Source organism: Methylobacterium sp. E-045, from assembly GCF_022829685.1.
Classification (GTDB): domain Bacteria; phylum Pseudomonadota; class Alphaproteobacteria; order Rhizobiales; family Beijerinckiaceae; genus Methylobacterium.
In genome coordinates this window covers 1-24,602 of the sequence record NZ_JAKSYE010000014.1, presented here as the reverse complement: position 1 = coordinate 24,602, position 24,602 = coordinate 1, and the positions used below count along the sequence as shown (strand labels likewise).

Here is a 24,602-nt window from a genome sequence, read left to right as displayed (position 1 = left end):
GAACGTTCATGCTTGACCGTAGGGTCCGCCAGCGCGGAAACTTTTTGCGCTGCGAGACGCCTTTTCGCGTCAGTGCCGTTCTATGATCGCGTTGCTTTGCCGCCCTCGACATCGTCGCCGTCCCGGAGCCAGCCCATGCCCGACAGATCGTCCGTTCTACAGACCGTCGCCGACCGGCACGGCGTCAGCATCGACGCCGTCCGCCATCTCATGCGCGCGCTGGAAGCGGGCAATGGGACCATGGCTCAGTTCAACCATCCCGAACTCGGAGGGTTCGGCCAATGGTCGTCCGGCGGCATGACGATGATCGGCAACATGTTCGACGCCAGTCTGAAGTCGCGCGTGGCGGCGATCTGCTCGGATCTGGCCCAATCCCTGCCCCCCGGCGGCTGGGACAGCGGTTCGCCGTCCGCCGACTGGTGGCCGGCCGAACTCGGCAGGCCGGCGACGTCGGGCTCGCAGAATAGCATGCGCTACGCCTATTTCCCGGATAGCCGGCTGCTTGCGGTGGAGACCGCCGGAACCCTGGTGCTCTACGATACCGGGCATTACGACATCTCCGGCGTCTCGCAGCAGCAGGGCGATACCCAGAGCCTTCGCTTCAGCGGCCGCAACGGTGACGTCGACCTCGAATCGCTCCAGCGGGTCAGCGTAGCCCCCACGCCGGAACGCTCCCTCGAGCCGAAGCCGTTCCACCCCGACCCGATCGCAGCCCCGACACGCACCGAAGACCGCCCGCGCCCGGCCCCGGAGCCGGACTCCCATCAGGCCGGAGCCCCGTCGGGGGACGTGATCTCGACCCTCGAGAGACTGTCCGACCTCCATCGCAAGGGCGTGCTGACCGAAGCGGAGTTCTCGGCCAAGAAGGCCGAACTCCTGGCGCGGCTGTAGGCGGTCTCGCAGGGTCGCTCGCGTCAAAGAACAGAATCGGAAACCGCCCTAGCGAAATACGCTTAGTCGCCGCCGACGCTCAGGCGGCGGCGGGCGTCGGCGATCAACTGGGCGATCCCGTCGTCGAGGTCCATTCGAGCGGTCCAGCCCAGATCTCGCAGGACAGACGTATCGGCCACCATTTCGGGCGGCTCTCCGGTACGGGGAGGAAGCGACCGCTGCCACGGCCGATCAAAGCCGCTCGCCCGGATGGCGCGCTCGATGAAGTCACCGAGCGGCACCGCGACACCGGACCCGAGGGGCACATCCTGCCAAGAGGGAAGCCGCCCTCGTGCATCGATCAGGGCGAGGATGGCCGCCACGGCATCGTCCACATGGACGAAATCGCGGCGCTGCGTTGCCGGCGTGGTCACGAGCGGCTTCAGGTTCTGAACCAGTTGCAGGGCGAGGCCGGGAACGAACTTGTCCGGATCGTCCCCCGGACCGTAGATCATCTGCAATTCCGCATTCGCCACATGCACGCCCGTTCGACCCTGCGCAACGAGCAGGCGGGCGAGATCGACGAAGTGGCGCTTGGTCAGCGCATAGAGGTTCACCGTGGGCGGCAGGGTCGTCGCGGTATTGACGAACAGCGTTCCGTCACCCATCGCCCCGAGCAGCGCCGCGCTCAACGTCACGTTGGCATCCACCATCATCGCCGGGCTCTCGCCCCGCCGCCCCTGGGCGGCTGCGAGGTGGATCAGCACGTCGGGCGCGATCGCGCTCACATGCCGTGCCGCCTCATCCGAGCCGGCGAATCGGAAGATCAAGGCCCCGCCCGACTCGAGCACCGAGGAGGGACGGGCCAGGAGGGCGACGTCGTCGCCCCGCGCCACGAGGGCGGCGGTCACTCTCCTGCCCAGGAAGCCGGACGCTCCGGTTATCGCTACCCGCACCGTGCCGGCCTCCTTGCCACATCCAAACCTTCCCATGCCCGAACGGAGCAGCACCGCGCTACGCGCGAGCGGCCATATCGGCCAGGAACAGGTCGATCTCGGCCTCGCTCAAGGCGCCGACGGGTTCGCCCGCGAGCCGACGCTGCGACCAGTCGACGATCCGCTCCAGGGTCCGGTCCAGGCGCCATGTGGGCCGCCAGCCAAGCCGCTGGCGTGCCTTCGAGCAATCCAGCGACAGAGCATGCGCTTCGTGGACATGCCCGTCCTTGTCCAGCTCCCAGCGCGCCGTGCCGCCATACAGCGTCACCATCCGGTCGACGATGTAACCCACCGGGCGGATGTCGTCCCCGTCACAGGCGAAGTTCCAGCCTTCGGCCCAGTCGTGGCCGTCCTCGTACAGGTGCTCGGCGATGCGGAGATAGGCGCCGATCGGTTCGAGCACGTGCTGCCACGGCCGGGTCGCGCCCGGATTGCGGATCACCGCCGGCTTGTCCGCCTCGAAGGCCCGCAGGATGTCGGGAACCAGGCGATCCTCCGCCCAGTCGCCGCCGCCGATGACGTTGCCCGCGCGCACCGAGGCGACCCGGGCCGAATCCGGCGTCGAGAAGAACGACTTGCGCCAGGATGCGATGACAATCTCGCACGCGCCCTTGCTGCTGCTGTATGGATCGTGCCCGCCCATCGGGTCGTTCTCCCGATAGCCCCAGGGCCATTCGCGGTTCTCGTAGCATTTGTCGCTGGTCACCGAGACGACCGCCTTCACTGACGGCGTGGCGCGGACGGCTTCCAGTACATGGATCGTGCCCATGACGTTGGTGGCGTAGGTCTCGGCCGGTTCGCGATAGGACAAGCGCACCAGGGGCTGGGCCGCGAGGTGAAGCACGATCTCCGGCTGCGCCTCCGTGATCAGGCGCTTGACGAGTTCGGCGTCACGGATGTCGCCGATATGCGACGTCATCCGCTTCGCGATCTCCGCCTCCTCGAACAGGCTCGGCTGCGTCGGCGGCGCCAGGGACAGGCCCGTGACCTCGGCTCCCCAGCGGGTGAGCCACAGGGACAGCCATGCGCCCTTGAAGCCGGTATGACCCGTGACGAAGACACGCTTGCCGCGCCACCATGCGGCGCCACCACGTTCGGATGCGGCGCTGGCTACGGCGCTCATGCCCACACCTTCCACGGTGCTTTGCCTGACGCCCACAGGCTTTCGAGCATGTGCTTGTCGCGGAGCGTATCCATCGGCTGCCAGAATCCGCGATGCTCGAACGCCATCAACTCCCCATCGCTGGCAAGGCCGCGCAACGGTTCCTGCTCCCAGACGGTGAGATCATCGGCGATGCGCTCGATCACCTTGGGCGACAGTACGAAGAAGCCACCATTGATCATCGATCCGTCACCCTTGGGCTTTTCCTCGAAATTCGTGACGACCTTGTCGTGGATGCCCAGCGCGCCGAAACGACCGGGCGGGTAGGCGGCGGTGAGCGTCGCCTGACGGCCATGCTCGCGATGGAAAGCGAGGCTGGCGGTGATGTCCACGTCGCCCAACCCGTCGCCGTAGGTGAAGAAGAATTCCTGCTCGTCGCGGACATGGTCCGCTGTGCGCAGCAACCGGCCGCCCGTCATCGAGTCCTCGCCGGTATCGACCAGCGTCACGCGCCACGGCTCAGCCCAACGGCGATGGAACACCATCTCGCCGCTCGACAGATCGATGGTCATGTCGGAGTTGTGCAGTGCATAGTTGGCGAAGTACTCCTTGATGATGTAGCCTTTGTATCCACAGCAGATCACGAAATCGTTCACGCCATGAGCGGCATAGATCTTCATGACATGCCACAGGATCGGCCTGCCACCGATCTCCACCATGGGCTTCGGCTTCACCGATGTTTCTTCACTGAGACGAGTACCGAGTCCGCCTGCGAGAATAATCGCCTTCATAGTCTCTCCTCGGAATCTGTCTGAACAGAAATGTTATTGAGCGACATCAGCCGGCGGCCAGCACCCTATCGATATCCGCGATATTGGGCGACCACTCGAACGTCACCGGGTCCATGGGCTGGAGCACGAACGTATGATGATGCCCGTAGACGGCTGACAACCGCGTGAAGCACGTCTGCACGCCCAGCATCTTGGATTTGGCCAACGTGGTGGGCGCGATCTCGATGACCCTCACGCCTGGCTTAGCGAAGACAAGATGCGACAAGCCGGCGCCATGTGCGCCGACGACCAGTTCCGCGTCGCGAAAGAGATTGATTTTCTCGAGCAAGCCAAGCTCGCTGAGCACGATGGGTGTGATACCGCGTTCGGCGAGAGCCGTCTCGAAATCCAGTTCGCCGGCCATGGAGCGGCGTGCCGAATCGCGGCGGGAAATATAGAAGCGGCGAGGCACGTCGCGATCGTTCCGGTGTTCCGCCGCGGCGATAAGGTCGCCGTACGTCCTCTGGAAGGCATCCCTGCGAGGCAGTACGCCCATCTCCGCGTGTCCCACGTATAGCCGGCGACAGAATACCGGGCTCTCGATTGCAATGAGCTTGTCTTCGGCAATACCGAGCACGCCCAGCGCGTCTTTGGCCAAGCTCAGATGTTGCTTCCGGAGCAGGATTGGGCAGTCGGGCGTGCTGGGATCAAGGCGCCAGGCGAGGCCGCTCAGCCGTCGCACGATCCACTCGAAATAGCCTTTGTGCCGGCCGGCGCAGCTGAAGGCTGCTTCGAAGATGGGTACGGAGGTTGGGTCGGTCACACTTGGTCCGCCGCGGTTCGATGCCTGGAAGACGCTTCCGTCCGCGGACCAGATCATTCCCAATTCATTGGTGAAAACGTCTCTGTATTCCGTGACGACGGGAAACTTCTTTTCTTCGAGGCGCTCTTCGAACTTGGTAAACAGAGTCTTGACGAGTTCCTCTATCGCCGGTTCGATACCTTCGAGGCGGACGACCTCGATACGCGACGGGGGCACGCTGAAATTTTCCGAGTCGGTGGGAAAACGATGTGTCACGGTTTCCGTTCGTGCGGCCTGCGGCGCTATGAATCTTGAGATCAGCCGATGGACTTCGCGGCGTGTAACGCGGTCTTTCGGCATCTTCTTGAGGCGTACTGCGAGCCGCCGGGCCTTGTCTGATTTAAAATCAGGAGGAAGCCCATTTAGCATCTCAGCGGCGTCGAGTGGTCGCTTCCACTTCGTGGCCAGTGACACGAGTTTGATGACACGACCGGCATCATCGATCTGTCGGCTTTCGGCACAGCAACGTTTAATCTCGGCCTCATCGCCGAGCTCGAGAGCAGCGCGCAGTTGATAATCGAGGAAATAGGGATGATCGACTGGACTTTCGCTCTTTTTGGCGGTCAGGAGAAGTTTGAGCCAGCGCCCCGCAGAAGCGAAACCTTTCAGCTTGCGCATTGTTCGGTGGAAGCTCTCATTGGCGGGCGATCCTATAATAAGCGAATTATTCATCAATGTCGTATCGCGATCCATTTGTCATAACCTTGCGGCGTAAATTGGTCGACTGTCGCCCAACAGTTCGCGATTATGAAGTCTTGATGAATGACTGAGGCTATCGTCTCCGGTGATTTCTCGCGTCCAATAGTCGGTATGGGAGCGAGTGACGCTTGCGAGACCTACAATCAATCCGATCGTCCTCTGGATCGTATGTGCAACCACTCTCAATGTCATGGCCGCACAATCAATCAAGTTTCTCTGCGCCGCGATCACGACCTCATCCACAGGGAGGTCCGCGATAGCATGAAGGTGATCTGGTCCATTCCGATCTGAAAAGCAGGTCTCGTGCCGCTATCGATCGACCATCCGCCTTCTCCGGTCCCACTCCCAGAATGTCACCCGATGTTGTAGCATGGGTTCGATGACCGATGATGACATGCGCGAATCACGCGCCGCACTGATCCTGCTCGCCGTCGCGGTTGCGTCGGTCCTGATCTTCGGCGCGGTCACGATCCTGATTCAGCTCTGAGCCGGGCGCTCGGCTGACGGCTCCGAAGACCCGTCAGTGCGTCCAGGGAGCCGTGCGGTTGAACTTGAAGTTGTCCGAATAGGACAGGCCCTTGCGGATCGCGGGCTTCTGGGGCTGCTCGACCCGGTAGGTGATGCCGTTGCGGGTGGCGTAGGCGACGGCCTCGTCCTGCGTGTCGAACGACAGCCTGACCTGCTGCAGCATGTCCGACGACCCGGTCCAGCCCATCAGGGGGTCGGTGTCGCGCGGAGAGCTCTGGTCGAATTCCAGCAGCCATGCCTTGGTGCGGGCCGTGCCGGATTGCGAGGCATCCTTGGCGGGCTGGAAGATTCGGGCACTCGGCATCGTGGGGTCGATAGCTCCAGCAGGAGGGGACGGCCGATACGCAGGCGATTGGTCGGGGCGATAGGATTCGAACCTACGACCCTCTGGTCCCAAACCAGATGCGCTACCAGGCTGCGCTACACCCCGACACGCTCGCGCGCAGTGCGGAGGTACGGTTTTTGGGAGCAAACAGCAAGCGCGCCGCAGCGATAACCGCCACGATGGTGAAGGAGGGCCGGATTTCCCTCGCCCCCCCACGTCGACGGCGATGCGGATCAGACGGAGAACGTGACGCCGAGCTTCCGATCCCGTCGCCAGACCACGGTGCAGGCGCGGGGCTTGGCGTAGGCCGTCATCACCAGGGTGAACTGATCCGGAACCGCCTCCGGCGCCTCGACCTCGATCTGGGCGCCGGTTTCGGACTGGTCCCAGACCAGGCAGTCGATATCCGCCCGGCTGCCCCCGAAGGAAAGCGCCCCGATGCGAAAGGCATCCTTGCGTGAGGCACTGCGACGATTGGTAGTCACGTCATGGATCCCGCTCTAACCGGACATCGACTGTCATCGACGCCGGTTAATTTTCAGGCCTTCGGTCGTCTGCTAGACCAACACGTCGACGACGCGGTCCTGGCCTGTCGGACGGGCGCTCACGGTCGGTGCGGTGGGCGCGCCCACATTGACGGAGACCAGCTTCGTCTCGGTCTCCCGGTTGCGCAGGGCCTCCATGCGGGCGCTCGTCACCACGTCGAGGGCTTTCAACAGTCCGAGCGAGTTCAGCGAAACCGTGATCGTCATCGGGAGGGGCCTCCGTCGATGGATGGGGTTGCGATGCCTCGTGGCGCGGGACGCTACACGAGCGGGATGCTAGACGAGGATGTCGAGGACGCGCTTCTCGGTGTCGAGGGTCGATTTCAGGACGGCCGTGCCGACATCGAAGCCCGCCTTGCTTTCCATCAGCTGCAGGGCCGAACTGGACAGGTCCACCTGCGTCGCGCTGGGCAGGTTCGTCTCCACCTGCGTCGGGCTGGGAAGCGTCATGCCGACCGCGGCGATCTGTTCCGCCGCGTTGCCGAAGCGCTGGGACGCCGCCACCATCCCGCCGCTGGTGATCGAGATCGCGCTGCTCATCCTGCCACTCTCCCGCTCGGGTCTCCCCGTGAAGGATCATGCAAGCACGATACCTCTGAATCGATCGCTCGAACAATCCCTCGCATTCGAGTGAACGGCGCGGCTTGACCTCCGTGCGGCCGGTCGCCAACTCGACCTTCGGCGCTCCCCGGCACGCGCGGCGCGCTGAAAGGAATTTCGATGATCGATCTACATTACTGGCCGACGCCGAATGGCCACAAGGTGACGATGTTCCTGGAGGAGACCGGGCTTCCCTACGCGATCAAGCCGGTGAACATCGGCAAGGGCGAGCAGTTCAAGCCGGACTTCCTCGCCATCGCTCCCAACAACCGGATGCCCGCCATCGTCGATCACGAACCGCCGGGGGGCGGCGCACCGATCACCCTCTTCGAATCGGGGGCGATCCTGCTCTATCTCGCCGAGAAGACCGGACGCTTCATCGCCGCCGACCTGCCGGGGCGGGCCGAGGTGCTGCAATGGCTGTTCTGGCAGATGGGCGGGCTCGGGCCCATGCTCGGCCAGAACCACCATTTCTCGCAATACGCGCCGGAGAAGATCCCCTACGCCATCGAGCGCTACGTGAAGGAGACGAACCGCCTCTACGGCGTCCTCGATCATCGGCTGGCCGACCGCGAGTTCGTCGCCGGTCCCGCCTATTCCATCGCCGACATGGCCTCCTATCCGTGGATCGTCCCCTGGGAGAAGCAGGGCCAGAACCTCGACGATTTCCCCCACCTGAAGCGCTGGTTCACGGCCATCGCCGAGCGCCCGGCGACCAAGGCCGCCTACGCCCGCGCCCCGGAGGTCAATCCCGACCACGGCAAGACCATGAGCGAGGACGCCAAGAAGGTCATGTTCGGCCAGACCGCCAAACGCGTCTGACCCAAGCGGGGTTGATCTAACGCCGGAGGCTGTCGAGCCTCACCGGAGCGGCATGCGGGCGGGTCGCCAGCATGCCGTCGATGAGGGCGAGGACTTCGGCCCGGCCGCAATTGGCGGCCGGTTCGAACGGCGTCCAGGTCTGGGTGAAGTCGAGCTGGGCGAAGACGTTGCGGTAGCGGCGCAACTCGTTGGTGGTGAGCGGCACGCCGCGCACGAAGGCCTTGTGGGCCGAGATCGTCTCGGCCCGACGGAAATCCTTCGGGTCGAGCTCGAACTTGAGGGCGTCGCCGCAGAACAGGATCTTTCGCGATCGGTCGAACAGCACGGCGTGGCCGTCGAAATGCCCGGCGGTGCGGTGCAGTTCGAGGCCGGGGAGCGGTTCGAGGAAGTCGTCATAGGGCCAGGAGACCTGCAGCGCCGCGCTCCAGATGAAGTCGGCGGCCGGCAGGCACAGCTCCGGGTCGAACCGGTCCTGCAGCTGCACCAGCGCCCCATAGGCATGCGGGTGCGAGGAGGACAGGACCTGCATGCCGCCGAGGGCAGCGATGTGCTTCAGCGCCGCCTCGCTGAAGACCGGGCAGGCCTCGAAGCCCATATTCCCGTGAGGCGTCTGGATCAGGTAGGCGCTCGGACCGATGCCCGAGACGGGATCGTTCCAGAACCGCCAGATTCCCGGCTCCAGCTCCTCCCAATGGCAGGGGAAGCGCTCCTGCGCCTCGCGCTCGCTCCAGAACTGCCAGCCCTTCTGCGGCACCACGTGACGTGCGTCGAGGCACATCGGGCACGAGGGCGGCGGCTCGAAATGGCGCTGCCAGTACCCGCAATTGTCACAGGTATAGGCGGGGAGATCGAGGGCGCCCGCGAAGGGCAGGTATCCGGGAGACACGGCGGCGTTGCTCGGGTTCGGGGCGGGACGTCGGGGCACAGCCATATAGGTCGCCGCGGGGCGCTGTCGCGGGTCGGGTGACGATCGCCTCACCCCGGAGCCGGCCTGAACGCATGGCTCCCGCGCCGGTCGGCCCGCTTGCGAAGCGGCGGTCCCGTCTCGATCTTCCCTAGCTATGGGGACGTTCATGGCCGGCGCGAGCCGGTCGCCGATGCAAACGGACACGCGATTCATGATCCCTCTGTCGGTTCTCGACCTCGCCTTCGTGCCGCAGGGCTCGACCCCCGGCGGCGCCCTGCGCAACACCCTCGACCTCGCCAGGGCCGCCGAACGCCTGGGCTACCGGCGGTTCTGGCTCGCCGAGCACCACAACATGGTGGGCATCGCCAGCGCGGCGACCTCCGTCGTGATCGGCCATGTGGCGGCGGGCACGAGCCGCATCCGCGTCGGGGCCGGCGGGGTCATGCTGCCGAACCACTCGCCCATGGTCATCGCCGAGCAGTTCGGCACCCTGGAGACCCTGTTTCCGGGCCGGATCGATCTCGGCCTCGGCCGGGCGCCCGGAACCGACCAGCGCACCTTGCGCGCCCTGCGGCGTTCGCCCGAGACGTCGGACCAGTTCCCGCAGGACGTCCTCGAACTCCAGGCGCTTCTCGGCGACGCGCAGCCGGGCCAGGTGATCCAGGCGGTGCCTGGGACGGGCACGAAGGTGCCGCTCTGGATCCTCGGTTCCAGCCTGTTCGGGGCGCAGCTCGCCGCCATGCTCGGCCTGCCCTACGCCTTCGCTTCGCATTTCGCGCCGGATGCCCTGATCCAGGCGCTCGGCGTCTATCGCGAGCGCTTCACCCCGTCCGAGCAGTCGAGCGCGCCCCATGCCATGGTCGGCGTCAACGTCGTGGCGGCCGCGACCGACGCCGAGGCACGCCGCCTGTTCACCTCGGCGCAGCAGCAATTCGCCAACATGTTCCGCGGCACGCGGGGCCTGCTGCCGCCGCCCATCGACGATATCGAGACCTACTGGTCGCCCTCCGAGAAGCGCCAGGCCTCGGGGATGCTCGCCCGCGCCATCGTCGGGTCGCCGGAGACCGTGCGCCGGGGGCTGGCGGACCTGATCGCCGAGACCGGCGCGGACGAACTCATGGTCGCCAGCGCCATCCACGACCATGCCGCGCGCGTGCGCTCCTACGAGATCCTGGCGGATGTGGCCGCGGCGCCGGTCCGGACCGCGCCGGCGCGGGAACTCGTCGCGGGCTGACCCCAGCTGCGCCGGCGGGGTCTCGCGTCGCCGGAATGGTGTGCCTATGGTGCGCCACCAACCCTATAGGCCGACATGATCAATAAGACGCACCTTCCCTCCGACGCGACCCTCGCGGACGTGGTTCCGAACCTGGAGGAGGCCGATGCCTACTTGAGCCGGCTGCTCACCAACATGCGCTTCTGCCAGAAGCGGCACGGGAATGCGTCGGTCCGCATCGCGGTGACGGGCAAGGGCGGCCACCCGTCCTACCGGGTCGATTACGTGAAGCCGGTGGCGCCGGACCCGGACGGGACGGCCTTCGACGCCTATGGCGGCAAGGCCCATTATAGCTTCACCGCCATCAACATCATGGAGACGAACTGGAGCAGCCGCTCGATGACCCTCGACGAGGTTCTGAAACTCCAGGCGGAATTGCGAAAGCCGAAATTCGAGGCCCGGTGATCGTGTTGCCGTCGCTCGTCTGTGCCGGCGGCCGATCCCGCGCCGGAGACGCTGCCGGGGGCGCCCGGTCATCCCGGGGCGAAGCGGTTCCCTCGGGGCAGGCTGCTCAATGCGCGCGACGCGCGAACCAGAGCGTTCCGAGTCCCAGCGCCAGGGCGCCGATGGGAAACAGCAGCGACGTCAGGGTGTGCGCGTCCATCACCGGAGTTCCCGCGAGAAACCTCTTGCCGCCCAATGTAGGACTCCGCTGACTCAGATGCAAAGCAATGAGAGAGCGGGTGTCAGCCAAGGCTGACCGGGCGAACCCGGTGCGGCCGTGCGTTGGGCGAAGAGCGGTGCCAGACCTCCGACGGCCAGGACGGCGATGGCGACACCGTTCACATAGGCCGCCGTCAGCTTCGCGCGCTCGTTCGCGACGAGTTGGGAGCCGGCATCGTTCCCGTTACCCATTGTTTCTCTCATCCATCGCGTTCGGCATCCATGGCGCCCCCGTCCGATGTCCGTCCGAACGGTATGACCGGTCCGTCGATGCGGCAGTCTCACGATGCCGGCTGCCGAGTGGAAGGTCAGGCCGCAACCGCGAAAACTTGACTTGCCGCCGTCATCGGACTAACCGCCTCACACTTCATTCGACGACATGTCGTCAATTCGAACGCCGACCGGCCCTGCGAGGCCGGAGGTCAACGCCCGACAGCGCGATGCGCCCTCGGGCGAGTTTCGCGTTGGGAACAGGTCGTCGCTCCGCCGATCCAGTCGAGTGAGTCTCGCCCTGTCGCCAGTCCATGAACCCCTTCGCATCGAGGATGCGGTCAACGAGGTCTGCCCCTGGTCGGGCAAGCCGATCGCGGCCGATTCCCTGACGCTCTACAACGGCGCCGTGGTCGGGTTCTGCAACCCCGAGTGCCGGGACAAATTCGCGGCGGCGATCAGCGGTTTCGAGGCCGCGCTACAGGCGCGCCGCGTCTCGTCCGCCGGCCTGTTCCAGTAGGTTCGGAGACACACGCGATGTTCGAAGGCCTGTCCGACCGCCTGTCCGGTATCCTCTCCGGGCTCACCCGCCGGGGTGCGCTCACGGAGGCCGACGTCACCGCGGCGCTCCGCGAGGTGCGGCGCGCCCTGCTCGAAGCCGACGTGGCCCTCGAAGTGGTGCGCGGCTTCACCGAGAAGGTGCGCGAGAAGGCGGTGGGCGCCGTCGTCGTCAAGTCGGTGACCCCCGGCCAGATGGTCGTGAAGATCGTCAACGACGAACTCGTGGCCATGCTCGGCTCGGAAGCCGGCCTCATCGATCTCAATGCGCCTGCTCCCGTCGCCATCCTGATGGTCGGTCTCCAGGGCTCGGGCAAGACCACCACCACCGCCAAGATCGCCCGGCGCCTGACCAACCGCGACAAGCGGAAGGTGCTGCTCGCCTCCCTCGACACCCGCCGCCCGGCCGCCATGGAGCAGCTGGCGATCCTGGCGCGTCAGGTCGGCGTCGACAGCCTGCCCATCGTCGAGGGCCAGTCTGCGGTGCAGATCGCCCGTCGCGCCATGGAGGCCGCGCGTCTGGGCGGCTTCGACGTGGTGATGCTCGACACCGCCGGCCGCATCACCCTCGACGAGGCGCTGATGGCCGAGGCCGCCGAGGTGAAGGCGGCGACGAAGCCCCACGAGGTCCTGCTGGTGGCCGACGCGCTCACCGGCCAGGACGCGGTGGTCACCGCCCGCGCCTTCGACGAGCGCCTGGGCGTCACCGGTATCGTGCTCACCCGCATGGACGGCGATTCGCGCGGCGGCGCGGCCCTCTCCATGCGTGCCGTCACCGGCAAGCCGATCAAGCTCGTCGGCACCGGCGAGAAGGTCGACGCCCTGGAGGAGTTCCACCCCTCCCGCGTCGCCAACCGCATCCTCGGCATGGGCGATATCGTCTCGCTGGTGGAGAAGGCGGCCGAGACCATCGACCACGAGCAGGCGCTCCGCACCGCGGAGAAGATGCGCAAGGGCAAGTTCGACCTCGACGACCTGTCGATGCAGCTCGCCCAGATGGAGAAGATGGGCGGCATCGGCGGCCTGATGGGCATGCTGCCCGGCATGGGCGCCATGAAGAAGCAGGTCGAGGGCGCCAATCTTGACGAGAACATGTTCAAGCGCCAGCGCGCCATCATCTCCTCGATGACCGCGCAGGAGCGCAAGAATCCCGACATCCTCAAGAATTCCCGCAAGAAGCGCATCGCGGCGGGGTCGGGGACGAAGGTGGAGGAGCTCAACAAGCTCCTCAAGATGCACCGGACCATGGCCGACATGATGAAGGCGATGGGCTCGGGCAAGCGCGGCATCGGCCAGGCGCTCGGTTCGATGTTCGGTCTCGGCGGCGGCGGGATGGGCGGCATGCCCGGCCTTCCCCCCGGCATGCCGGAGCCGACGCCGGAGCAGATCGAGGCCATGCAGAAGCAGATGGGCGGCAAGCTGCCGCCCATGCCGCCGGGCTTCGGCGGCGGAAAGATGCCGAGCCTTCCGGGGCTCGGAGGACCGAAGGGGCCGGGCGGTCTGCCGGGCCTCGGCGGTTTCCCATTCGGGAAGAAGAAATGAATTGAGCGAATGGCGAATGGCGAAGGGCGAAGAGGTGGGGCGCGGTTCGGAGCTCCATTCGCCACTTACCATTCGCCATTCGCCTCATGACCAGACCCAGTAACCTCTAGGAGCACAACCATGTCCCTCAAGATTCGCCTCACCCGTGGCGGCGCCAAGAAGCGCCCGTACTATCGCATCGTCGTCGCCGACGCCCGCGCCCCCCGCGACGGCCGCTTCATCGACAAGGTCGGCGTCTACGACCCGATGAAGCCCAAGGACGATCCGGCCCGCATCGTGCTTGAGTCCGAGAAGATCCAGGCCTGGCTCGCCAAGGGCGCCCAGCCCACCGACCGCGTCCTTCGCTTCCTCGACGCCGCCGGCCTCGCCAAGCGCCCTGCGCGCAACAACCCGCAGAAGGCCGAGCCGGGCGAGAAGGCCAAGGAGCGCGCCGCCAAGCGCGCCGAGAAGGCCGCCGCCCCGGCCGAAGACGCCGCGGCCTAAGGCGGTCCCGCGATGGCGCGCCGTCCCGGAGGCAGCACCCCCACCGGCGATGGCGGCCGTCGCGACCGCCCGGGCCGTATCGGCTCGGGCTCGGCGACCTCCGCGCATCGGCCCCGGCCGATGCCGGAGGTCCCGCTTCCCTCCACGGATCCGAGCCTCGTCCAGATGGGCGAGTTCGGCCGTGCGCACGGGCTCAACGGCGAGATCCGCCTGAAATCCTATACCGGCGATCCGCAGGCGATCGGCTCCTACGGGCCGCTGATCGGCGCCGGTGGCCAGCGTATCGAACTCACGGACGTGCGCCGAGCCGGCGGAGCCTCTCCCGACCTCCTCGTGGTGCGGGTGAAGGGCGTGTCCGACCGCAACGGCGCGGAAGCCCTGAACCGCCTCGCCATCTACCTGCCGCGCGAACGCCTCGGCACCGCGGAGGACGAAGACGAGTTCTTCACGGCCGACCTCGTCGGCCTCGACGTGGTGGATGTGTCCGGCGCGCTCCTCGGCACCGTCACCGACGTGCCGAATTACGGCGGCGGCGATCTCCTCGAGATCAAGCCGGCCCTCGGCGGTCCCACCGCGCTCCTGCCCTTCACCAAACTCTTCGTCCCGACCCTGGACGTCGCCAACGGCCGGGTCGTCGTCGATCCGCCGGACGACCTGTTCGCGCCCGCCGGGCCGAAGCCGCCCGACGAGCCGGCCTGAGGCGAGCGCGCCCGGACTGGGGCACCGGTCAGGGCTTGACGCTGGTCATCGCCGTCCGCGCCGTCTCCAAGGGCGCCGCCGTCACCGGCATCGGCCCGTCGAACGGCCGCTCGTGCAGGCCGATCATGCCCAAAGTCGTCACCGTGGCGATGGAGAACAGGATCATCGCCACGGCCTGCGGCACCGGCTTGTCCACGTGGATCAGTCCGATGGACACGAGGGTGAGCAGGGCCAGCACCATCAGCGTGAGCCATTTCGACTGGTCGCCCTGCACATCGGCGAGGCCGAGGCGGGTGCCGCGCTCGGCCCGCAGGTTCATCACCGCGTCGAGAAGGCTCCCGTGCGCGGCGGCTCCCGCCTCGGCGCTGTGCCGGGGATCGGCCACGGACTGCATCAGCTGGCCCAGGGCGTCGTTGGCGGTCGCCGACGACTCGCCCACCGTCATCTTCGGCCATTCGTCGTCGATCAGCGCATTGGCATAGGCGACCAGTTTCGCGCGGATGGCGGACATGTCGGATGCCGTGGCGAGGCTCAGGTCATGCACGGCGAGGAGGTTGGTCTTCTCCGATTGGACGATCTTGGTCGCCTGCCGCTGACGCTCCCAGGCGTCGTTGGCGACGAAGCCCGTGAGCAGCGCCAGCATCACCGAGATGGCGTTGAAGTAGGGGGCGACGACGCCGATCCCGAGCTTGTGCATGCCCGGCCGGGTCGCGGACCAGATCGAGAGGATGCTGATCGCACCCATGCAGACCGCGAAGACCGCGCTCAAAAGGACGAACATCAGCCAGACAGGCTGATCGAGCCAAAACGTCAGGACCACGCACGCATTCTCCCGCTCGGTCTTCGAGGCGGGGCCACCCTAGAGGTTCGCCGCTACCGAACCGTGAATCCGTGCGCGATCATCGCCGGTCGGATCGTGTCGCCCCATCCTTGCACGGGATGATCGAGGAGGGGGCGGGACGCGCATCGGCCGTGGGCGCCTCGAAGATAGCGAGATAGCCGACCCCGCCCTCCAGCACGGAGAACCCCGTCTCCCGGTAGCCGGCCGCCGCGAGTTCGCACCGCAGCAGGGCCGGCGGCGTACCGTGCCGCGAGGGAATCGCGTCGGCATCGACGATCCCCACACGGCCGCCGGGCTTCATGGCGGCGGCGAGGTTGTGCAGGAGGCCGTAGGGCTGGCTGATCTCGTGATACATGTGGACCAGCACCGCCGCGTCGAGGGAGCCGGACGGGAGCCTCGGGTCGTGGGGCTCGCCCCGTACCACGGTGACGTTCCCGAGCTTGGCCTGCGCGATGCGCGCCGTCAGGTCGGCGAGGTAGCGCGGCGTCACGTCCTCGGCGAGGATACGGCCCTGCGGCCCGACGCGTTCGGCGAGGCGCACCGTGTAATAGCCGCTGCCGGCCCCGATATCGGCCACCGTCTCCCCGGGCGCGATCCGCATCAGCCGGGCGACCTGTCCGACCTCGTCGACCCGGTCGCGCTGGGATTCCGACGCCCAGAGGGGCGCGATGATCTCGGCCACCGGCCGGTCCGGCCTCGGAAAGGCGGAGGCGGGGGCGCCGGGAGGTGCCAGCGGCTCTGCGGCGAAGGCCGGGACGATGAGGGCGAGGCAGGCCGCGAGGGCGAGACGACGGGACATGGCAAGACGACGGGACATGGCGGGACAACGAGGTCGCCCCCCGGGAAGTGCCCTCCCCCGGTTGCAACGCGTTGGCGTATCGGCGAAGTCTGTCGCGGCGTAAGAGAGAAGGGCATTGTTGACCCGCCCTCACCACACGCGCCATCAAGCGGCATGACGAGCGCGCCCTGGTCCGCCACGATCCTCACCCTCTACCCCGAGATGTTTCCCGGGCTCCTCGGGATGTCCCTCTCGGGCGATGCCCTCGCGCGGGGAACCTGGACCCTGGAGGCCCGTCAGATCCGCGAGCACGGGATCGGCCGCCACCGGGCGGTGGACGACACCCCCGCCGGCGGCGGCGCGGGCATGGTGCTCCGCTGCGATGTGCTCGGTGCGGCCATCGATGCCGCCGCCTCCCCCGGCGATACCCGCCCCCGGCTGCTCATGAGCCCGCGCGGCCGCCCCCTGACCCAGGGCCGCGTGCGCGACCTCGCCCAGGGGCCGGGGGTCGTCATCGTCTGTGGCCGGTTCGAGGGGGTGGACGAGCGGGTGATCGCGGCGAGGCAACTCGAAGAGGTCTCCATCGGCGACTACATCCTGTCGGGCGGCGAGGTCGCGGCCCTCGTCGCCATCGATGCCTGCGTGCGCCTGCTGCCCGGCGTCATGGGCAAGGCGGTCTCGGGCGACGAGGAGAGCTTCGAGGGCGGCCTCCTTGAATATCCCCACTACACCCGGCCGCGGGACTGGGAGGGCCGTGCGATCCCCGACATCCTCACCGGCGGCAACCATGGCGCCATCGGCCGCTGGCGCCGGGACGAGGCGGAACGGATCACCCGCGAGCGCCGGCCCGACCTGCTGGACACGGGAAAGTCTCACCCGACAAAGGTCCCATTCTCAAAGACTTGATCGGGAAACCGGGCACCCCTGTTCTGGGCGGGACTGAATTTCTCGCGCGAGCATCTTGCTAAGTCGCTGCGAGAGGTTCATTGGCAGCACCGGGCCACTCCTCCCCAACGAGGAGCATTCATCTGTAAGGATGGACTTTGTCATGACACGTCCCAACACGCGCCCCCGCGTGCCGAACTTCTCGTCCGGCCCCTGCACCAAGCGTCCCGGCTGGACCCTCCAGGCCCTTCAGAACGCCGCCCTCGGCCGCTCGCACCGCTCCCCCGCCGGCAAGGCCAAGCTGGTCGAGGCCATCGAGCTGACCCGCACCGTGCTGCGCGTGCCCGCCGATTACCGCATCGCCATCGTCCCCGCCTCCGATACCGGCGCCGTCGAGATGGCCATGTGGTCGATGCTCGGCCCGAAGACGGTCGAAGTCGCCGCCTGGGAAGCCTTCGGCTCCGAATGGGTCACCGACGCGCTGCAGGAACTGAAGATCGCGCCCATCGTCCACCAGACCGCCTACGGCGTGCTGCCGGACCTGTCGGCCATCGACACCCGGCACAACGACGTCATCTTCACCTGGAACGGCACCGCCGCCGGCGTCCGCGTGCCGAACGGCGACTGGATCGCCGCCGACCGTGACGGCGTCACCATCTGCGACGCCACCTCGGCCGCCTTCGCCATGCCCCTCGACTGGGCCAAGCTCGATGTCGTCACCTTCTCCTGGCAGAAGGTCATGGGCGGTGAGGCCGCGCACGGCATGCTGGTCCTCTCGCCCCGCGCCGTGGCGCGCATCGAGAGCAACACCCCGGCCTGGCCGATCCCGAAGGTCTTCCGCATGGCCAAGGGCGGCAAGCTGATCGAGGGCATCTTCAAGGGCGACACGATCAACACGCCCTCGCTCCTCGCGGTGGAGGATTACCTCGACACCCTGCGCTGGGCGCAAGGCATCGGCGGTCTCGACGCGCTCCATGCCCGCGCCGACGCCAACGCCAGGGTCGTCCACGACTGGGTGGCGCGGACCCCGTGGATCGGGCACCTCGCCGTCGATCCGGCGACGTATTCGAACACCGGCGTCTGCCTCGTCATCACCGATCCGGACGTGCTGGCCAAGGGCGACGCCACGGTGGCGTCGGTGGCCAAGGGCATCGCCGACACGCTCGATGCCGAGGGCATCGCCTTCGACATCGGCGCCTATCGCGACGCCCCGGCCGGCCTGCGGATCTGGTGCGGCGGCACGGTGGAGACCTCGGACCTCGAGGCCCTGATGCCGTGGCTCGACTGGGCCTATGCGGCTGAGAAGGCCAAGCTCGCCAAGGCTGCGTGAGGCGACACTACGGTCCCCCACCCAAGAAGCTAGGCCTCGCCCCGCAGAAGATGTGCGCGTAAGGCACCATGGCCCCCTCTCCTGGAAGGAGAGGGTTGGGGTGAGGTGTGGTCCATCTCGGGAAAGGTCACACACCTCACCCTGTCCCTCTCCTTTCAGGAGAGGGAACCCGTGCGTGACCTACGGACACGTGGAGACGAGCGCCCTCGCTGGGAGGAGGGAATGATAGGTCACGCCTCACCCCCGAAACAATTCCCGTCCTCAAGAGCCGGAGGCCATCATGGCTGCTCCCAAGGTGCTCATTTCCGATTCCCTCTCGAACGCGGCTGTCCAGATCTTCCGTGACCGTGGAATCGACGTCGATTTCTTCCCCAACCTCGGCAAGGACAAGGAACGCTTCGCCGCGATCATCGGCCATTACGACGGTCTGGCCATCCGCTCGGCCACCAAGGTCACGGAGAAGGTGCTGGCGCAGACCTCCCGGCTGAAGGTCATCGGCCGGGCCGGGATCGGCGTCGACAACGTCGATGTCGCGGCCGCCACGGCGCGCGGCGTCATCGTCATGAACACGCCCTTCGGCAATTCCATCACCACCGCCGAACATGCCATCGCGATGATGTTCGCCCTCGCGCGGCAGATCCCCCAGGCGGATCTGTCGACCCAGGCCGGCAGGTGGGAGAAGAACCGCTTCATGGGCGTCGAGCTCACGGGCAAGACGCTGGGCGTCATCGGATGCGGCAATATCGGCGCCATCGTCGCCGACCGCGCCATCGGCCTGAAGCTCAAGGTCGTGGCCTACGACCCCTACCTCTCCCCCGAGCGCGCTCTCGAGATTGGCGTCGAGAAGGTCGAGCTCGATGCCCTCCTGGCGCGGGCCGACATCATCACGCTCCACGTGCCGATGACGGACAAGACCCGCAACATCCTGTCGGCGGAGAACCTCGCCCGGACGAAACCCGGCGTGCGCATCGTCAACTGCGCCCGCGGCGGCCTCGTGGACGAGGTGGCCCTCCGTGCCGCCCTCGATGCGGGCCATGTGGCCGGGGCGGCCTTCGACGTGTTCATCGAGGAGCCCGCCACCGCCAACCCGCTCTTCGGCCACCCGAACGTCATCTGCACGCCGCATCTCGGCGCCTCCACCAACGAGGCTCAGGAGAACGTGGCCCTGCAGGTCGCCGAGCAGATGTCCGACTACCTGATGACCGGCGCCATCACCAACGCGATCAACTTCCCGTCCATTTCGGCGGATGAGGCCCCCCGGTTGAAGCCGTTCGTCGCGCTGGCCGAAAAGCTCGGCTCGTTCCTCGGCCAGCTCACGGACGCGCCGATCAAGGGCATCCGCATCACCTATGAAGGCGCCGTCGCCGGGATGAACACCCGCGCGCTCACCGCGGCGGCGGTGACGGGGGCGCTGCGGCCGTTCCTGCAGGACATCAACATGGTCTCCGCCCCCGCCCTGGCGCGCGAGCGCGGCATCGTGGTGGACGAGATCAAGCGCGAGGGCGGGGCGAGCGACTACGAATCCGTCATCCGCATCACCGTGGATGCCGAGGACATGCCGCGCGACGCCGCCGGGACGGTGTTCCATGACGGCAAGCCGCGGATTATCGAGATCCGCTCCATCGCCATCGACGCCGCCTTCGCGCCGCACATGCTTTACGTGCGCAACTTCGACAAGCCGGGCTTCATCGGCCGGCTCGGCACCATCCTCGGCGAGGCCGGCGTCAACGTCGCCACGTTCAATCTCGGGCGCGAGGAAGAGGGCGGCAACGCCATCTGCTTCTGCGCCGTGGATGCGCCGATCTCCGAGGGCGTGCGGGCGGAGATCGAGACGATCCCGCAGGTGAAGCGGGCGCGGCCGGTGAACTTCTGAACGGGGCGAGCCCACCCTCCCCCCTCTGCGGGGGAGTGTGCCCGCGGAGCGGGCGGGAGAGGGGCCGGCACAGGTCTTTCCGGAGGCGTCGCTTCCCTCACCCGACCTTCGCTGACGCGAAGGCCACCCTCTCCCGCTGAGGGGAGAGGGCTCGCGCTTGCTGTCTCATGCCAAGGCATCGCGCTTCCCGTGAATCTTGCCCGGCGAGCCAGGGAAGGTTGGGCGGGATTTCCACCGGCTGGCCGTCAACGTCTTGCACCCGCTCCTGATCGAAGCAGGAAGCATGGCGCTTGGCCCAAGGACTGGCCCTTGCGCCCGGAACATGCGAGAGGCCCGCCCATGAACATCGACGGCAAACCCTACCGCACCATCCTTCCCGCCGCCGACGGCGCCTCCGTCGAGGTCATCGACCAGACCCGCCTGCCCTTCGCCTTCGAGCTGAAGCGGCTCGCCACCCTGGACGAAGCGGCCGTCGCCATCCGCACCATGATCGTGCGCGGCGCGCCGCTCATCGGCGTGACTGCGGCCTACGGACTGGCCCTGGGCCTGCGCCGGGACGCTTCCGATGCCGGGATCGACCACGCCGTCGAGACCCTGGCCGCCACCCGCCCCACCGCGATCAACCTGCGCTGGGCACTGGACCGTGTCGCCGCCAAGCTGCGCGAGGTCGCGCTTCCCGAGCGGGCCGCTTTTGCCTTCGCCGAGGCCGGGCGCATCGCCGAGGAGGATGTCGAGAGCTGCCACGCCATCGGCCGCCACGGCGCCGCGATCCTCGCCGACCTCCACAAGGCCAAGGGGCGGCGCCTCAACGTGCTGACCCATTGCAACGCGGGCTGGCTCGCCACCGTCGATTGGGGCACCGCCCTCGCGCCGATCTACGTGGCGCACGAGGCCGGCATCCCGGTCCATGTCTATGTGGACGAGACCCGACCGCGGAACCAGGGCGCGGCGCTCACCGCCTTCGAGCTCAACGCGCACGGGGTGCCCCATACCGTCATCGCCGACAATGCCGGCGGCCACCTGATGCAGCATGGCGAGATCGACGTCTGCATCGTCGGCTCGGACCGCACCACGGCCTCGGGCGACGTCTGCAACAAGATCGGCACCTACCTGAAGGCGCTGGCGGCCTCCGACAACCGCGTACCGTTCTACGCCGCCCTGCCCTTCTCCACCATCGACTGGACCCTCGACGACGGCGTCGCGCAGATCCCCATCGAGGAGCGCGACGCCCGCGAGGTCTCGCACCTCACCGGCCGCCTCGCCGATGGCGGCTTCGCCACGATCGAGGTGGTGTCGCCCGGCAGCCCGGTGGCGAACCCCGCCTTCGACGTGACGCCGGCCCGGCTGGTGACCGGGATCATCACCGAGCGCGGCGTGGCCTCGGCGGATGCGGAGGGGTTGCTGTCGCTGTATCCTGAGCGGCGTTCGGAGGCTTAGCGAGGGACGACTTCCCGCCGTCTCCGGCGGCGGCTGAGAGCCCTTTGTGGACTCAGCCGGTCATATCGAGGCTAGACCGAGGAAAACGAAGATCGCGCGGTCGAGCCAGGCGATATCGTCCTCGTCCAGACTTCACCACGCTTCACGCTTCGTCCCAATTCGACGCGGCATCGATGAAGCTCTGATCGTCCTTGGCGTGATGGCTCGTGGCGACCGCCGCCGATTGACGATGTGCTTCCTCGGCGAACGAAGCGGAGCTTGGATCCGGAATCCAGATCCTCACCAGCCGTAATCCCTGGCGGCGCAGGCGGGCGTGACGCTGACGAATGGTCTCTATGATCGGTTCGGGCTTCGGTGGAGCGCTCACGGCAAACCTCAACGCTTGTGGCGTCATGCTACCGCGCCCAAGCATGAATGCCAAAGACGTCTGCCTTCGATGTTGGGGCGCCGCCGCTCAGCCCGCCGGCGCCCACTGCCAGAACACCGACCCCGTGAACTCGAACACCCGCTCACCGCGCTGGTTCTGCGCGGTGTTGTGATGGGTGGCCACGCCCCAGCCGGGGCGTGAGGCCGACTCGCGCTTGTCGAGGAGGGTGCAAGCATAGCGAATCGTGTCGCCGGCATAGACCGGGGCGAGCCAGCGCATGTCGCGAAAGCCCGGCGAGGGGCCGAGCTGCGGCACCGGGCCGTCGCGCTCCGTCCGTTCGATGTCCCTCTGGCGGGTGATGTGCAGGCGCTTCATCCAGACCGCCGCCGTGTGCCAGCCGGAGGCGCAGAGCGCGCCGAAATGAGTTTTTTTCGCGGCGTCCGCGTCCAGGTGGAAGGCCTGCGGGTCATAGGCCCGTGCGAAGGCGACGATCGCCTCCGGGGTGAAGACGTGCCGGCCGAGGTCGCGGACGGTGCCGAGCTTGGCCTGTTTCAGGAAGAGCAGCGTCTCGGCGTCCTCGCCTTCGACGACGGGCGAGGGCTCGGCCGGATTTACCGCGCGCGGCGGCAGGGGATCGGCCCCGCGCCGGGCGAACATCACCGTGAAGGCCTGGATCATCACCACATCGTCGCGGCCGTTCAGGACCGTGAGGGTGAAGCGCACGAAGCCGCGATCCGGCTTGGAGTTCGAGGCCCGGCATTCCTCCACCTTGGTGGAAATTCGCAGGGCGTCGCCCGGCAGGACGGGGCGCAGCCAGCGCAGCTGCGAGATGCCGGGCGAGCCCATGGAGGTGGCGCCGCGAAAGACATGGGCCTGGAGCAGGCGCATGCCGAACCCGGCCGTCTGCCAGCCGGAGCCGATCAGCTGCCCCGCGAGCGTCGCCTTGGCCGCCTCCTCGTCGAGATGGAACGGTTGCGGATCGAACTCCGTCGCGAAGGCGACGATCTCATCGCGGGTGACCACGAGCGGGCCGCCCTCGATTACGTCGCCGGGGGTGAAATCCTCGAAGGTGATGCCGGTCATTGAACCTCTCATCGATGGATGGAGCCACACTGGCGATGGCAGCAGCCCCCTCCCTTCGCCCGTCTGCGATGGTCACACATGTCGCGGGATGCGCAGCCCTCCTCCCCACAAGGGGGAGAGGGACGCGGTCTGCCTGAAACAACAGATTGTTCGATCCAGTAGCCCTGCGCGCGGGGAGAGGGGATATCCCCCTCGGTGCCGCAGAGGCGAGGACGTATCGACCCCTCAATTGGCGAAGCGGAAATGCAGCACGTCGCCGTCCTGCACCACGTACTCCTTCCCCTCGAGGCGGAACTTGCCGGCTTCCTTGGCGCCGCTCTCGCCCTTCAGGGCGGTGTAGTCGGCGAAGGCGATGGTCTCGGCGCGGATGAAGCCCTTCTCGAAATCGGTATGGATCACGCCCGCCGCCGCCGGGGCGCGAGTGCCCTTCTCGACGGTCCAGGCGCGCGCCTCCTTCGGTCCCACGGTGAAGTAGGTGATGAGACCGAGGAGCTCGTAGCCGGCGCGGATGACGCGGTTGAGACCCGGCTCCACAAGCCCCACCGCTTCGAGGAAGTCACCCTGGTCGGCCAGCGGCATCACCGCGATCTCGCTCTCGATCTTGGCCGAGACCACCACGGCGCGCGCGCCCTCGGCCTTGGCCTGGGCGATCACCGCCTCGGAATAGGCGTTGCCCTTGTCGGCATCGCCCTCGTCGACGTTGCAGACGTAGAGGACGGGTTTGGCCGTCATCAGACCGAGGGTCTGGAACAGCTTCTCCTCCTCCGGCTTGCGGCTCACTAGGCGGGCGGGCTTGCCCTCGCGCAGGAGCGGCAGCGCCCGCTGGACGAGGTCGAGCATCTCCTTGGCTTCCTTGTCGGCGCCCTTGGCCTTCTTCTCCAGGGCGAAGAGGCGCTTCTCGAGGCTGTCGAGGTCGGCGAGCATCAGCTCTGTCTCGATGGTCTCGATGTCGGCCTTCGGGTCGACCTTGCCCTCCACATGGGTCACGTCGCCGTCGGTGAAGCAGCGCACCACATGGGCGATGGCATCGACCTCGCGGATATTGGCGAGGAACTGGTTGCCGAGCCCCTCCCCCTTCGAGGCGCCGCGCACGAGGCCGGCGATGTCGACGAAGGTCAGCCGGGTCGGGATGATCTCCTTCGAGCCGGCGATCTTCGCCAGATCGTCGAGGCGCGGGTCCGGCACCGCCACCTCGCCGACATTCGGCTCGATGGTACAGAACGGGTAGTTCGCCGCCTGGGCCGCCGCGGTCTGCGTCAGCGCGTTGAAGAGGGTCGACTTGCCGACGTTCGGCAGGCCGACGATGCCGCATTTGAAGCCCATGATCGCGTGTCCGTCAGGTGAGTGCCAGCGTCGCGCCGGCGTGAGTCGTGAAGGGATTGACGATGTGAAGCGTATCGACGGTCTGGCCGTCGCTCATGTCCTCGGACACGAAGAACTGGCATCCGGCCTGGAGCGCGGAGGCGATGGCGAGACTGTCCCACCACGAGAAGCGGTAGCGCTCCTCGATGACGATCGCCGCCCGGTGGGTCTGCGCGTCGAGGGGCGCCGTGCA

General features: G+C 67.2%; 27 protein-coding genes, 1 tRNA gene and 1 pseudogene. 12 read left to right on the top strand and 17 right to left on the bottom strand.

Annotated features, from left to right (window positions below; genetic code table 11):
* Positions 1–135 precede the first annotated feature (135 nt).
* The gene (locus MKK51_RS00830) at positions 136–891 is read left to right on the top strand and encodes an SHOCT domain-containing protein (protein WP_243974392.1); all 756 of its coding nucleotides are present in this window, start codon (positions 136–138) and stop codon (positions 889–891) included.
* Positions 892–953: 62 nt separating this feature from the next.
* Here the strand turns inward: MKK51_RS00830 and MKK51_RS00825 are convergent, their stop codons facing one another.
* The 9 genes from MKK51_RS00825 to MKK51_RS00785 form a co-directional block, all read right to left on the bottom strand.
* Positions 954–1,862, bottom strand: a complete 909-nt coding sequence (locus MKK51_RS00825) for an NAD-dependent epimerase/dehydratase family protein (protein ID WP_279600905.1) — start codon at positions 1,860–1,862, stop codon at positions 954–956.
* 22 nt (positions 1,863–1,884) lie between these two features.
* Positions 1,885–2,988 (bottom strand): CDP-glucose 4,6-dehydratase, encoded by a 1,104-nt coding sequence (rfbG, locus tag MKK51_RS00820; protein WP_243974390.1) that lies wholly within the window; start codon positions 2,986–2,988, stop codon positions 1,885–1,887.
* Complete coding sequence (gene rfbF, locus MKK51_RS00815; RefSeq protein WP_243974389.1) at positions 2,985–3,758, bottom strand: glucose-1-phosphate cytidylyltransferase; 774 nt, start codon at positions 3,756–3,758, stop codon at positions 2,985–2,987. The genes rfbG and rfbF overlap by 4 nt, the downstream gene beginning before the upstream one ends.
* A 46-nt stretch (positions 3,759–3,804) precedes the next feature.
* Entirely contained in the window at positions 3,805–5,217 is a 1,413-nt protein-coding gene (locus tag MKK51_RS00810) for a glycosyltransferase family 61 protein (protein ID WP_243974388.1), read from the bottom strand.
* Between the two features lie 601 nt (positions 5,218–5,818).
* Complete coding sequence (locus MKK51_RS00805) at positions 5,819–6,130, bottom strand: ETC complex I subunit (RefSeq protein WP_243974387.1); 312 nt, start codon at positions 6,128–6,130, stop codon at positions 5,819–5,821.
* Between the two features lie 49 nt (positions 6,131–6,179).
* A tRNA-Pro gene (locus MKK51_RS00800) sits at positions 6,180–6,256 on the bottom strand.
* A 128-nt stretch (positions 6,257–6,384) separates the two neighbouring features.
* Complete coding sequence (locus MKK51_RS00795) at positions 6,385–6,636, bottom strand: PilZ domain-containing protein (protein WP_243974386.1); 252 nt, start codon at positions 6,634–6,636, stop codon at positions 6,385–6,387.
* 72 nt (positions 6,637–6,708) lie between these two features.
* Positions 6,709–6,903, bottom strand: a complete 195-nt coding sequence (locus tag MKK51_RS00790; protein ID WP_243974385.1) for a hypothetical protein — start codon at positions 6,901–6,903, stop codon at positions 6,709–6,711.
* A 69-nt stretch (positions 6,904–6,972) separates the two neighbouring features.
* The gene (locus MKK51_RS00785; RefSeq protein ID WP_243974384.1) at positions 6,973–7,236 is read right to left on the bottom strand and encodes a hypothetical protein; all 264 of its coding nucleotides are present in this window, start codon (positions 7,234–7,236) and stop codon (positions 6,973–6,975) included.
* Between the two features lie 180 nt (positions 7,237–7,416).
* On the opposite strand from MKK51_RS00785, the gene MKK51_RS00780 reads away from it, so the two are divergent.
* Positions 7,417–8,118 (top strand): glutathione binding-like protein, encoded by a 702-nt coding sequence (locus tag MKK51_RS00780; RefSeq protein ID WP_243974382.1) that lies wholly within the window; start codon positions 7,417–7,419, stop codon positions 8,116–8,118.
* Positions 8,119–8,134: 16 nt separating this feature from the next.
* On the opposite strand, the gene MKK51_RS00775 is transcribed toward MKK51_RS00780, so the two are convergent.
* Positions 8,135–9,049 (bottom strand): MBL fold metallo-hydrolase, encoded by a 915-nt coding sequence (locus MKK51_RS00775; RefSeq protein ID WP_243974381.1) that lies wholly within the window; start codon positions 9,047–9,049, stop codon positions 8,135–8,137.
* Between the two features lie 187 nt (positions 9,050–9,236).
* Between MKK51_RS00775 and MKK51_RS00770 the strand changes: the two genes are divergently transcribed.
* Positions 9,237–10,259: an LLM class flavin-dependent oxidoreductase gene (locus tag MKK51_RS00770; protein ID WP_243974380.1), complete on the top strand. Its 1,023-nt coding sequence runs from the start codon at positions 9,237–9,239 to the stop codon at positions 10,257–10,259.
* A 75-nt stretch (positions 10,260–10,334) separates the two neighbouring features.
* Positions 10,335–10,703, top strand: a complete 369-nt coding sequence (locus MKK51_RS00765; protein ID WP_243974379.1) for a hypothetical protein — start codon at positions 10,335–10,337, stop codon at positions 10,701–10,703.
* 252 nt (positions 10,704–10,955) lie between these two features.
* Here the strand turns inward: MKK51_RS00765 and MKK51_RS00760 are convergent, their stop codons facing one another.
* Positions 10,956–11,153, bottom strand: coding sequence for an amino acid transporter (locus MKK51_RS00760; RefSeq protein ID WP_243974378.1), 198 nt, complete (start codon positions 11,151–11,153; stop codon positions 10,956–10,958).
* Between the two features lie 307 nt (positions 11,154–11,460).
* Here MKK51_RS00760 and MKK51_RS00755 point away from each other — a divergent pair, with 307 nt between their 5' ends.
* The 4 genes from MKK51_RS00755 to rimM all read left to right on the top strand — a co-directional run bounded on the left by MKK51_RS00755 (position 11,461) and on the right by rimM (position 14,453).
* On the top strand, positions 11,461–11,691 hold the full coding sequence (locus MKK51_RS00755) for a glutathione S-transferase (protein ID WP_243974377.1): 231 nt from the start codon (positions 11,461–11,463) through the stop codon (positions 11,689–11,691).
* Positions 11,692–11,708: 17 nt separating this feature from the next.
* Positions 11,709–13,271: a signal recognition particle protein gene (gene ffh, locus MKK51_RS00750; protein WP_243974376.1), complete on the top strand. Its 1,563-nt coding sequence runs from the start codon at positions 11,709–11,711 to the stop codon at positions 13,269–13,271.
* A gap of 120 nt (positions 13,272–13,391) precedes the next feature.
* Positions 13,392–13,754 (top strand): 30S ribosomal protein S16, encoded by a 363-nt coding sequence (gene rpsP / locus MKK51_RS00745; protein ID WP_227439274.1) that lies wholly within the window; start codon positions 13,392–13,394, stop codon positions 13,752–13,754.
* Between the two features lie 12 nt (positions 13,755–13,766).
* Positions 13,767–14,453 carry a ribosome maturation factor RimM gene (gene rimM, locus MKK51_RS00740; RefSeq protein ID WP_243974375.1) on the top strand — a complete coding sequence of 229 codons (687 nt, stop codon included), beginning with the start codon at positions 13,767–13,769 and terminating at the stop codon, positions 14,451–14,453.
* A gap of 28 nt (positions 14,454–14,481) precedes the next feature.
* Here the strand turns inward: rimM and MKK51_RS00735 are convergent, their stop codons facing one another.
* Entirely contained in the window at positions 14,482–15,273 is a 792-nt protein-coding gene (locus tag MKK51_RS00735) for a DUF4239 domain-containing protein (protein ID WP_243974374.1), read from the bottom strand.
* Between the two features lie 79 nt (positions 15,274–15,352).
* A complete protein-coding gene (locus tag MKK51_RS00730) occupies positions 15,353–16,111 on the bottom strand; it encodes a class I SAM-dependent methyltransferase (RefSeq protein WP_409565591.1) in 759 nt (252 codons plus the stop codon).
* 135 nt (positions 16,112–16,246) lie between these two features.
* Here MKK51_RS00730 and trmD point away from each other — a divergent pair, with 135 nt between their 5' ends.
* From trmD to mtnA, 4 genes are all read left to right on the top strand, one after another.
* On the top strand, positions 16,247–16,978 hold the full coding sequence (gene trmD, locus MKK51_RS00725) for a tRNA (guanosine(37)-N1)-methyltransferase TrmD (RefSeq protein ID WP_243974373.1): 732 nt from the start codon (positions 16,247–16,249) through the stop codon (positions 16,976–16,978).
* 142 nt (positions 16,979–17,120) lie between these two features.
* Positions 17,121–18,287 carry a phosphoserine transaminase gene (locus tag MKK51_RS00720; RefSeq protein ID WP_243974372.1) on the top strand — a complete coding sequence of 389 codons (1,167 nt, stop codon included), beginning with the start codon at positions 17,121–17,123 and terminating at the stop codon, positions 18,285–18,287.
* Between the two features lie 280 nt (positions 18,288–18,567).
* Positions 18,568–20,160 carry a phosphoglycerate dehydrogenase gene (serA, locus tag MKK51_RS00715; RefSeq protein ID WP_243974371.1) on the top strand — a complete coding sequence of 531 codons (1,593 nt, stop codon included), beginning with the start codon at positions 18,568–18,570 and terminating at the stop codon, positions 20,158–20,160.
* A 339-nt stretch (positions 20,161–20,499) separates the two neighbouring features.
* Positions 20,500–21,597: an S-methyl-5-thioribose-1-phosphate isomerase gene (mtnA, locus tag MKK51_RS00710; protein WP_243974370.1), complete on the top strand. Its 1,098-nt coding sequence runs from the start codon at positions 20,500–20,502 to the stop codon at positions 21,595–21,597.
* A 142-nt stretch (positions 21,598–21,739) separates the two neighbouring features.
* Here mtnA and MKK51_RS00705 read toward each other — a convergent pair whose 3' ends face one another.
* The 4 genes and pseudogenes from MKK51_RS00705 to MKK51_RS00690 all read right to left on the bottom strand — a co-directional run.
* Positions 21,740–21,991 carry an antitoxin MazE family protein gene (locus MKK51_RS00705; protein ID WP_243974369.1) on the bottom strand — a complete coding sequence of 84 codons (252 nt, stop codon included), beginning with the start codon at positions 21,989–21,991 and terminating at the stop codon, positions 21,740–21,742.
* Positions 21,992–22,051: 60 nt separating this feature from the next.
* Positions 22,052–23,047: a MaoC family dehydratase gene (locus MKK51_RS00700; protein WP_243974367.1), complete on the bottom strand. Its 996-nt coding sequence runs from the start codon at positions 23,045–23,047 to the stop codon at positions 22,052–22,054.
* Between the two features lie 225 nt (positions 23,048–23,272).
* Positions 23,273–24,370, bottom strand: coding sequence for a redox-regulated ATPase YchF (gene ychF, locus MKK51_RS00695; RefSeq protein ID WP_243974365.1), 1,098 nt, complete (start codon positions 24,368–24,370; stop codon positions 23,273–23,275).
* Between the two features lie 13 nt (positions 24,371–24,383).
* A pseudogene (locus tag MKK51_RS00690) lies at positions 24,384–24,602 on the bottom strand (hypothetical protein); the annotation flags it as partial.

Excerpts from the sequence above, each read along its gene's own strand:
- MKK51_RS00700 (WP_243974367.1), bottom strand. The coding sequence starts at position 23,047 with ATGACCGGCATCACCTTCGAGGATTTCACCCCCGGCGACGTAATCGAG.
- ffh (WP_243974376.1), top strand. The coding sequence starts at position 11,709 with ATGTTCGAAGGCCTGTCCGACCGCCTGTCCGGTATCCTCTCCGGGCTC.
- MKK51_RS00705 (WP_243974369.1), bottom strand. The coding sequence starts at position 21,991 with ATGACGCCACAAGCGTTGAGGTTTGCCGTGAGCGCTCCACCGAAGCCC.
- MKK51_RS00785 (WP_243974384.1), bottom strand. The coding sequence starts at position 7,236 with ATGAGCAGCGCGATCTCGATCACCAGCGGCGGGATGGTGGCGGCGTCC.
- MKK51_RS00805 (WP_243974387.1), bottom strand. The coding sequence starts at position 6,130 with ATGCCGAGTGCCCGAATCTTCCAGCCCGCCAAGGATGCCTCGCAATCC.
- MKK51_RS00825 (WP_279600905.1), bottom strand. The coding sequence starts at position 1,862 with ATGGGAAGGTTTGGATGTGGCAAGGAGGCCGGCACGGTGCGGGTAGCG.
- MKK51_RS00790 (WP_243974385.1), bottom strand. The coding sequence starts at position 6,903 with ATGACGATCACGGTTTCGCTGAACTCGCTCGGACTGTTGAAAGCCCTC.
- rpsP (WP_227439274.1), top strand. The coding sequence starts at position 13,392 with ATGTCCCTCAAGATTCGCCTCACCCGTGGCGGCGCCAAGAAGCGCCCG.
- MKK51_RS00780 (WP_243974382.1), top strand. The coding sequence starts at position 7,417 with ATGATCGATCTACATTACTGGCCGACGCCGAATGGCCACAAGGTGACG.
- MKK51_RS00810 (WP_243974388.1), bottom strand. The coding sequence starts at position 5,217 with ATGCGCAAGCTGAAAGGTTTCGCTTCTGCGGGGCGCTGGCTCAAACTT.
- rfbF (WP_243974389.1), bottom strand. The coding sequence starts at position 3,758 with ATGAAGGCGATTATTCTCGCAGGCGGACTCGGTACTCGTCTCAGTGAA.
- MKK51_RS00730 (WP_409565591.1), bottom strand. The coding sequence starts at position 16,111 with ATGTCCCGTCGTCTTGCCATGTCCCGTCGTCTCGCCCTCGCGGCCTGC.
- MKK51_RS00760 (WP_243974378.1), bottom strand. The coding sequence starts at position 11,153 with ATGGGTAACGGGAACGATGCCGGCTCCCAACTCGTCGCGAACGAGCGC.
- MKK51_RS00770 (WP_243974380.1), top strand. The coding sequence starts at position 9,237 with ATGATCCCTCTGTCGGTTCTCGACCTCGCCTTCGTGCCGCAGGGCTCG.
- MKK51_RS00775 (WP_243974381.1), bottom strand. The coding sequence starts at position 9,049 with ATGGCTGTGCCCCGACGTCCCGCCCCGAACCCGAGCAACGCCGCCGTG.
- ychF (WP_243974365.1), bottom strand. The coding sequence starts at position 24,370 with ATGGGCTTCAAATGCGGCATCGTCGGCCTGCCGAACGTCGGCAAGTCG.
- rfbG (WP_243974390.1), bottom strand. The coding sequence starts at position 2,988 with ATGAGCGCCGTAGCCAGCGCCGCATCCGAACGTGGTGGCGCCGCATGG.
- trmD (WP_243974373.1), top strand. The coding sequence starts at position 16,247 with ATGACGAGCGCGCCCTGGTCCGCCACGATCCTCACCCTCTACCCCGAG.
- MKK51_RS00720 (WP_243974372.1), top strand. The coding sequence starts at position 17,121 with ATGACACGTCCCAACACGCGCCCCCGCGTGCCGAACTTCTCGTCCGGC.
- MKK51_RS00830 (WP_243974392.1), top strand. The coding sequence starts at position 136 with ATGCCCGACAGATCGTCCGTTCTACAGACCGTCGCCGACCGGCACGGC.
- rimM (WP_243974375.1), top strand. The coding sequence starts at position 13,767 with ATGGCGCGCCGTCCCGGAGGCAGCACCCCCACCGGCGATGGCGGCCGT.
- mtnA (WP_243974370.1), top strand. The coding sequence starts at position 20,500 with ATGAACATCGACGGCAAACCCTACCGCACCATCCTTCCCGCCGCCGAC.
- serA (WP_243974371.1), top strand. The coding sequence starts at position 18,568 with ATGGCTGCTCCCAAGGTGCTCATTTCCGATTCCCTCTCGAACGCGGCT.
- MKK51_RS00765 (WP_243974379.1), top strand. The coding sequence starts at position 10,335 with ATGATCAATAAGACGCACCTTCCCTCCGACGCGACCCTCGCGGACGTG.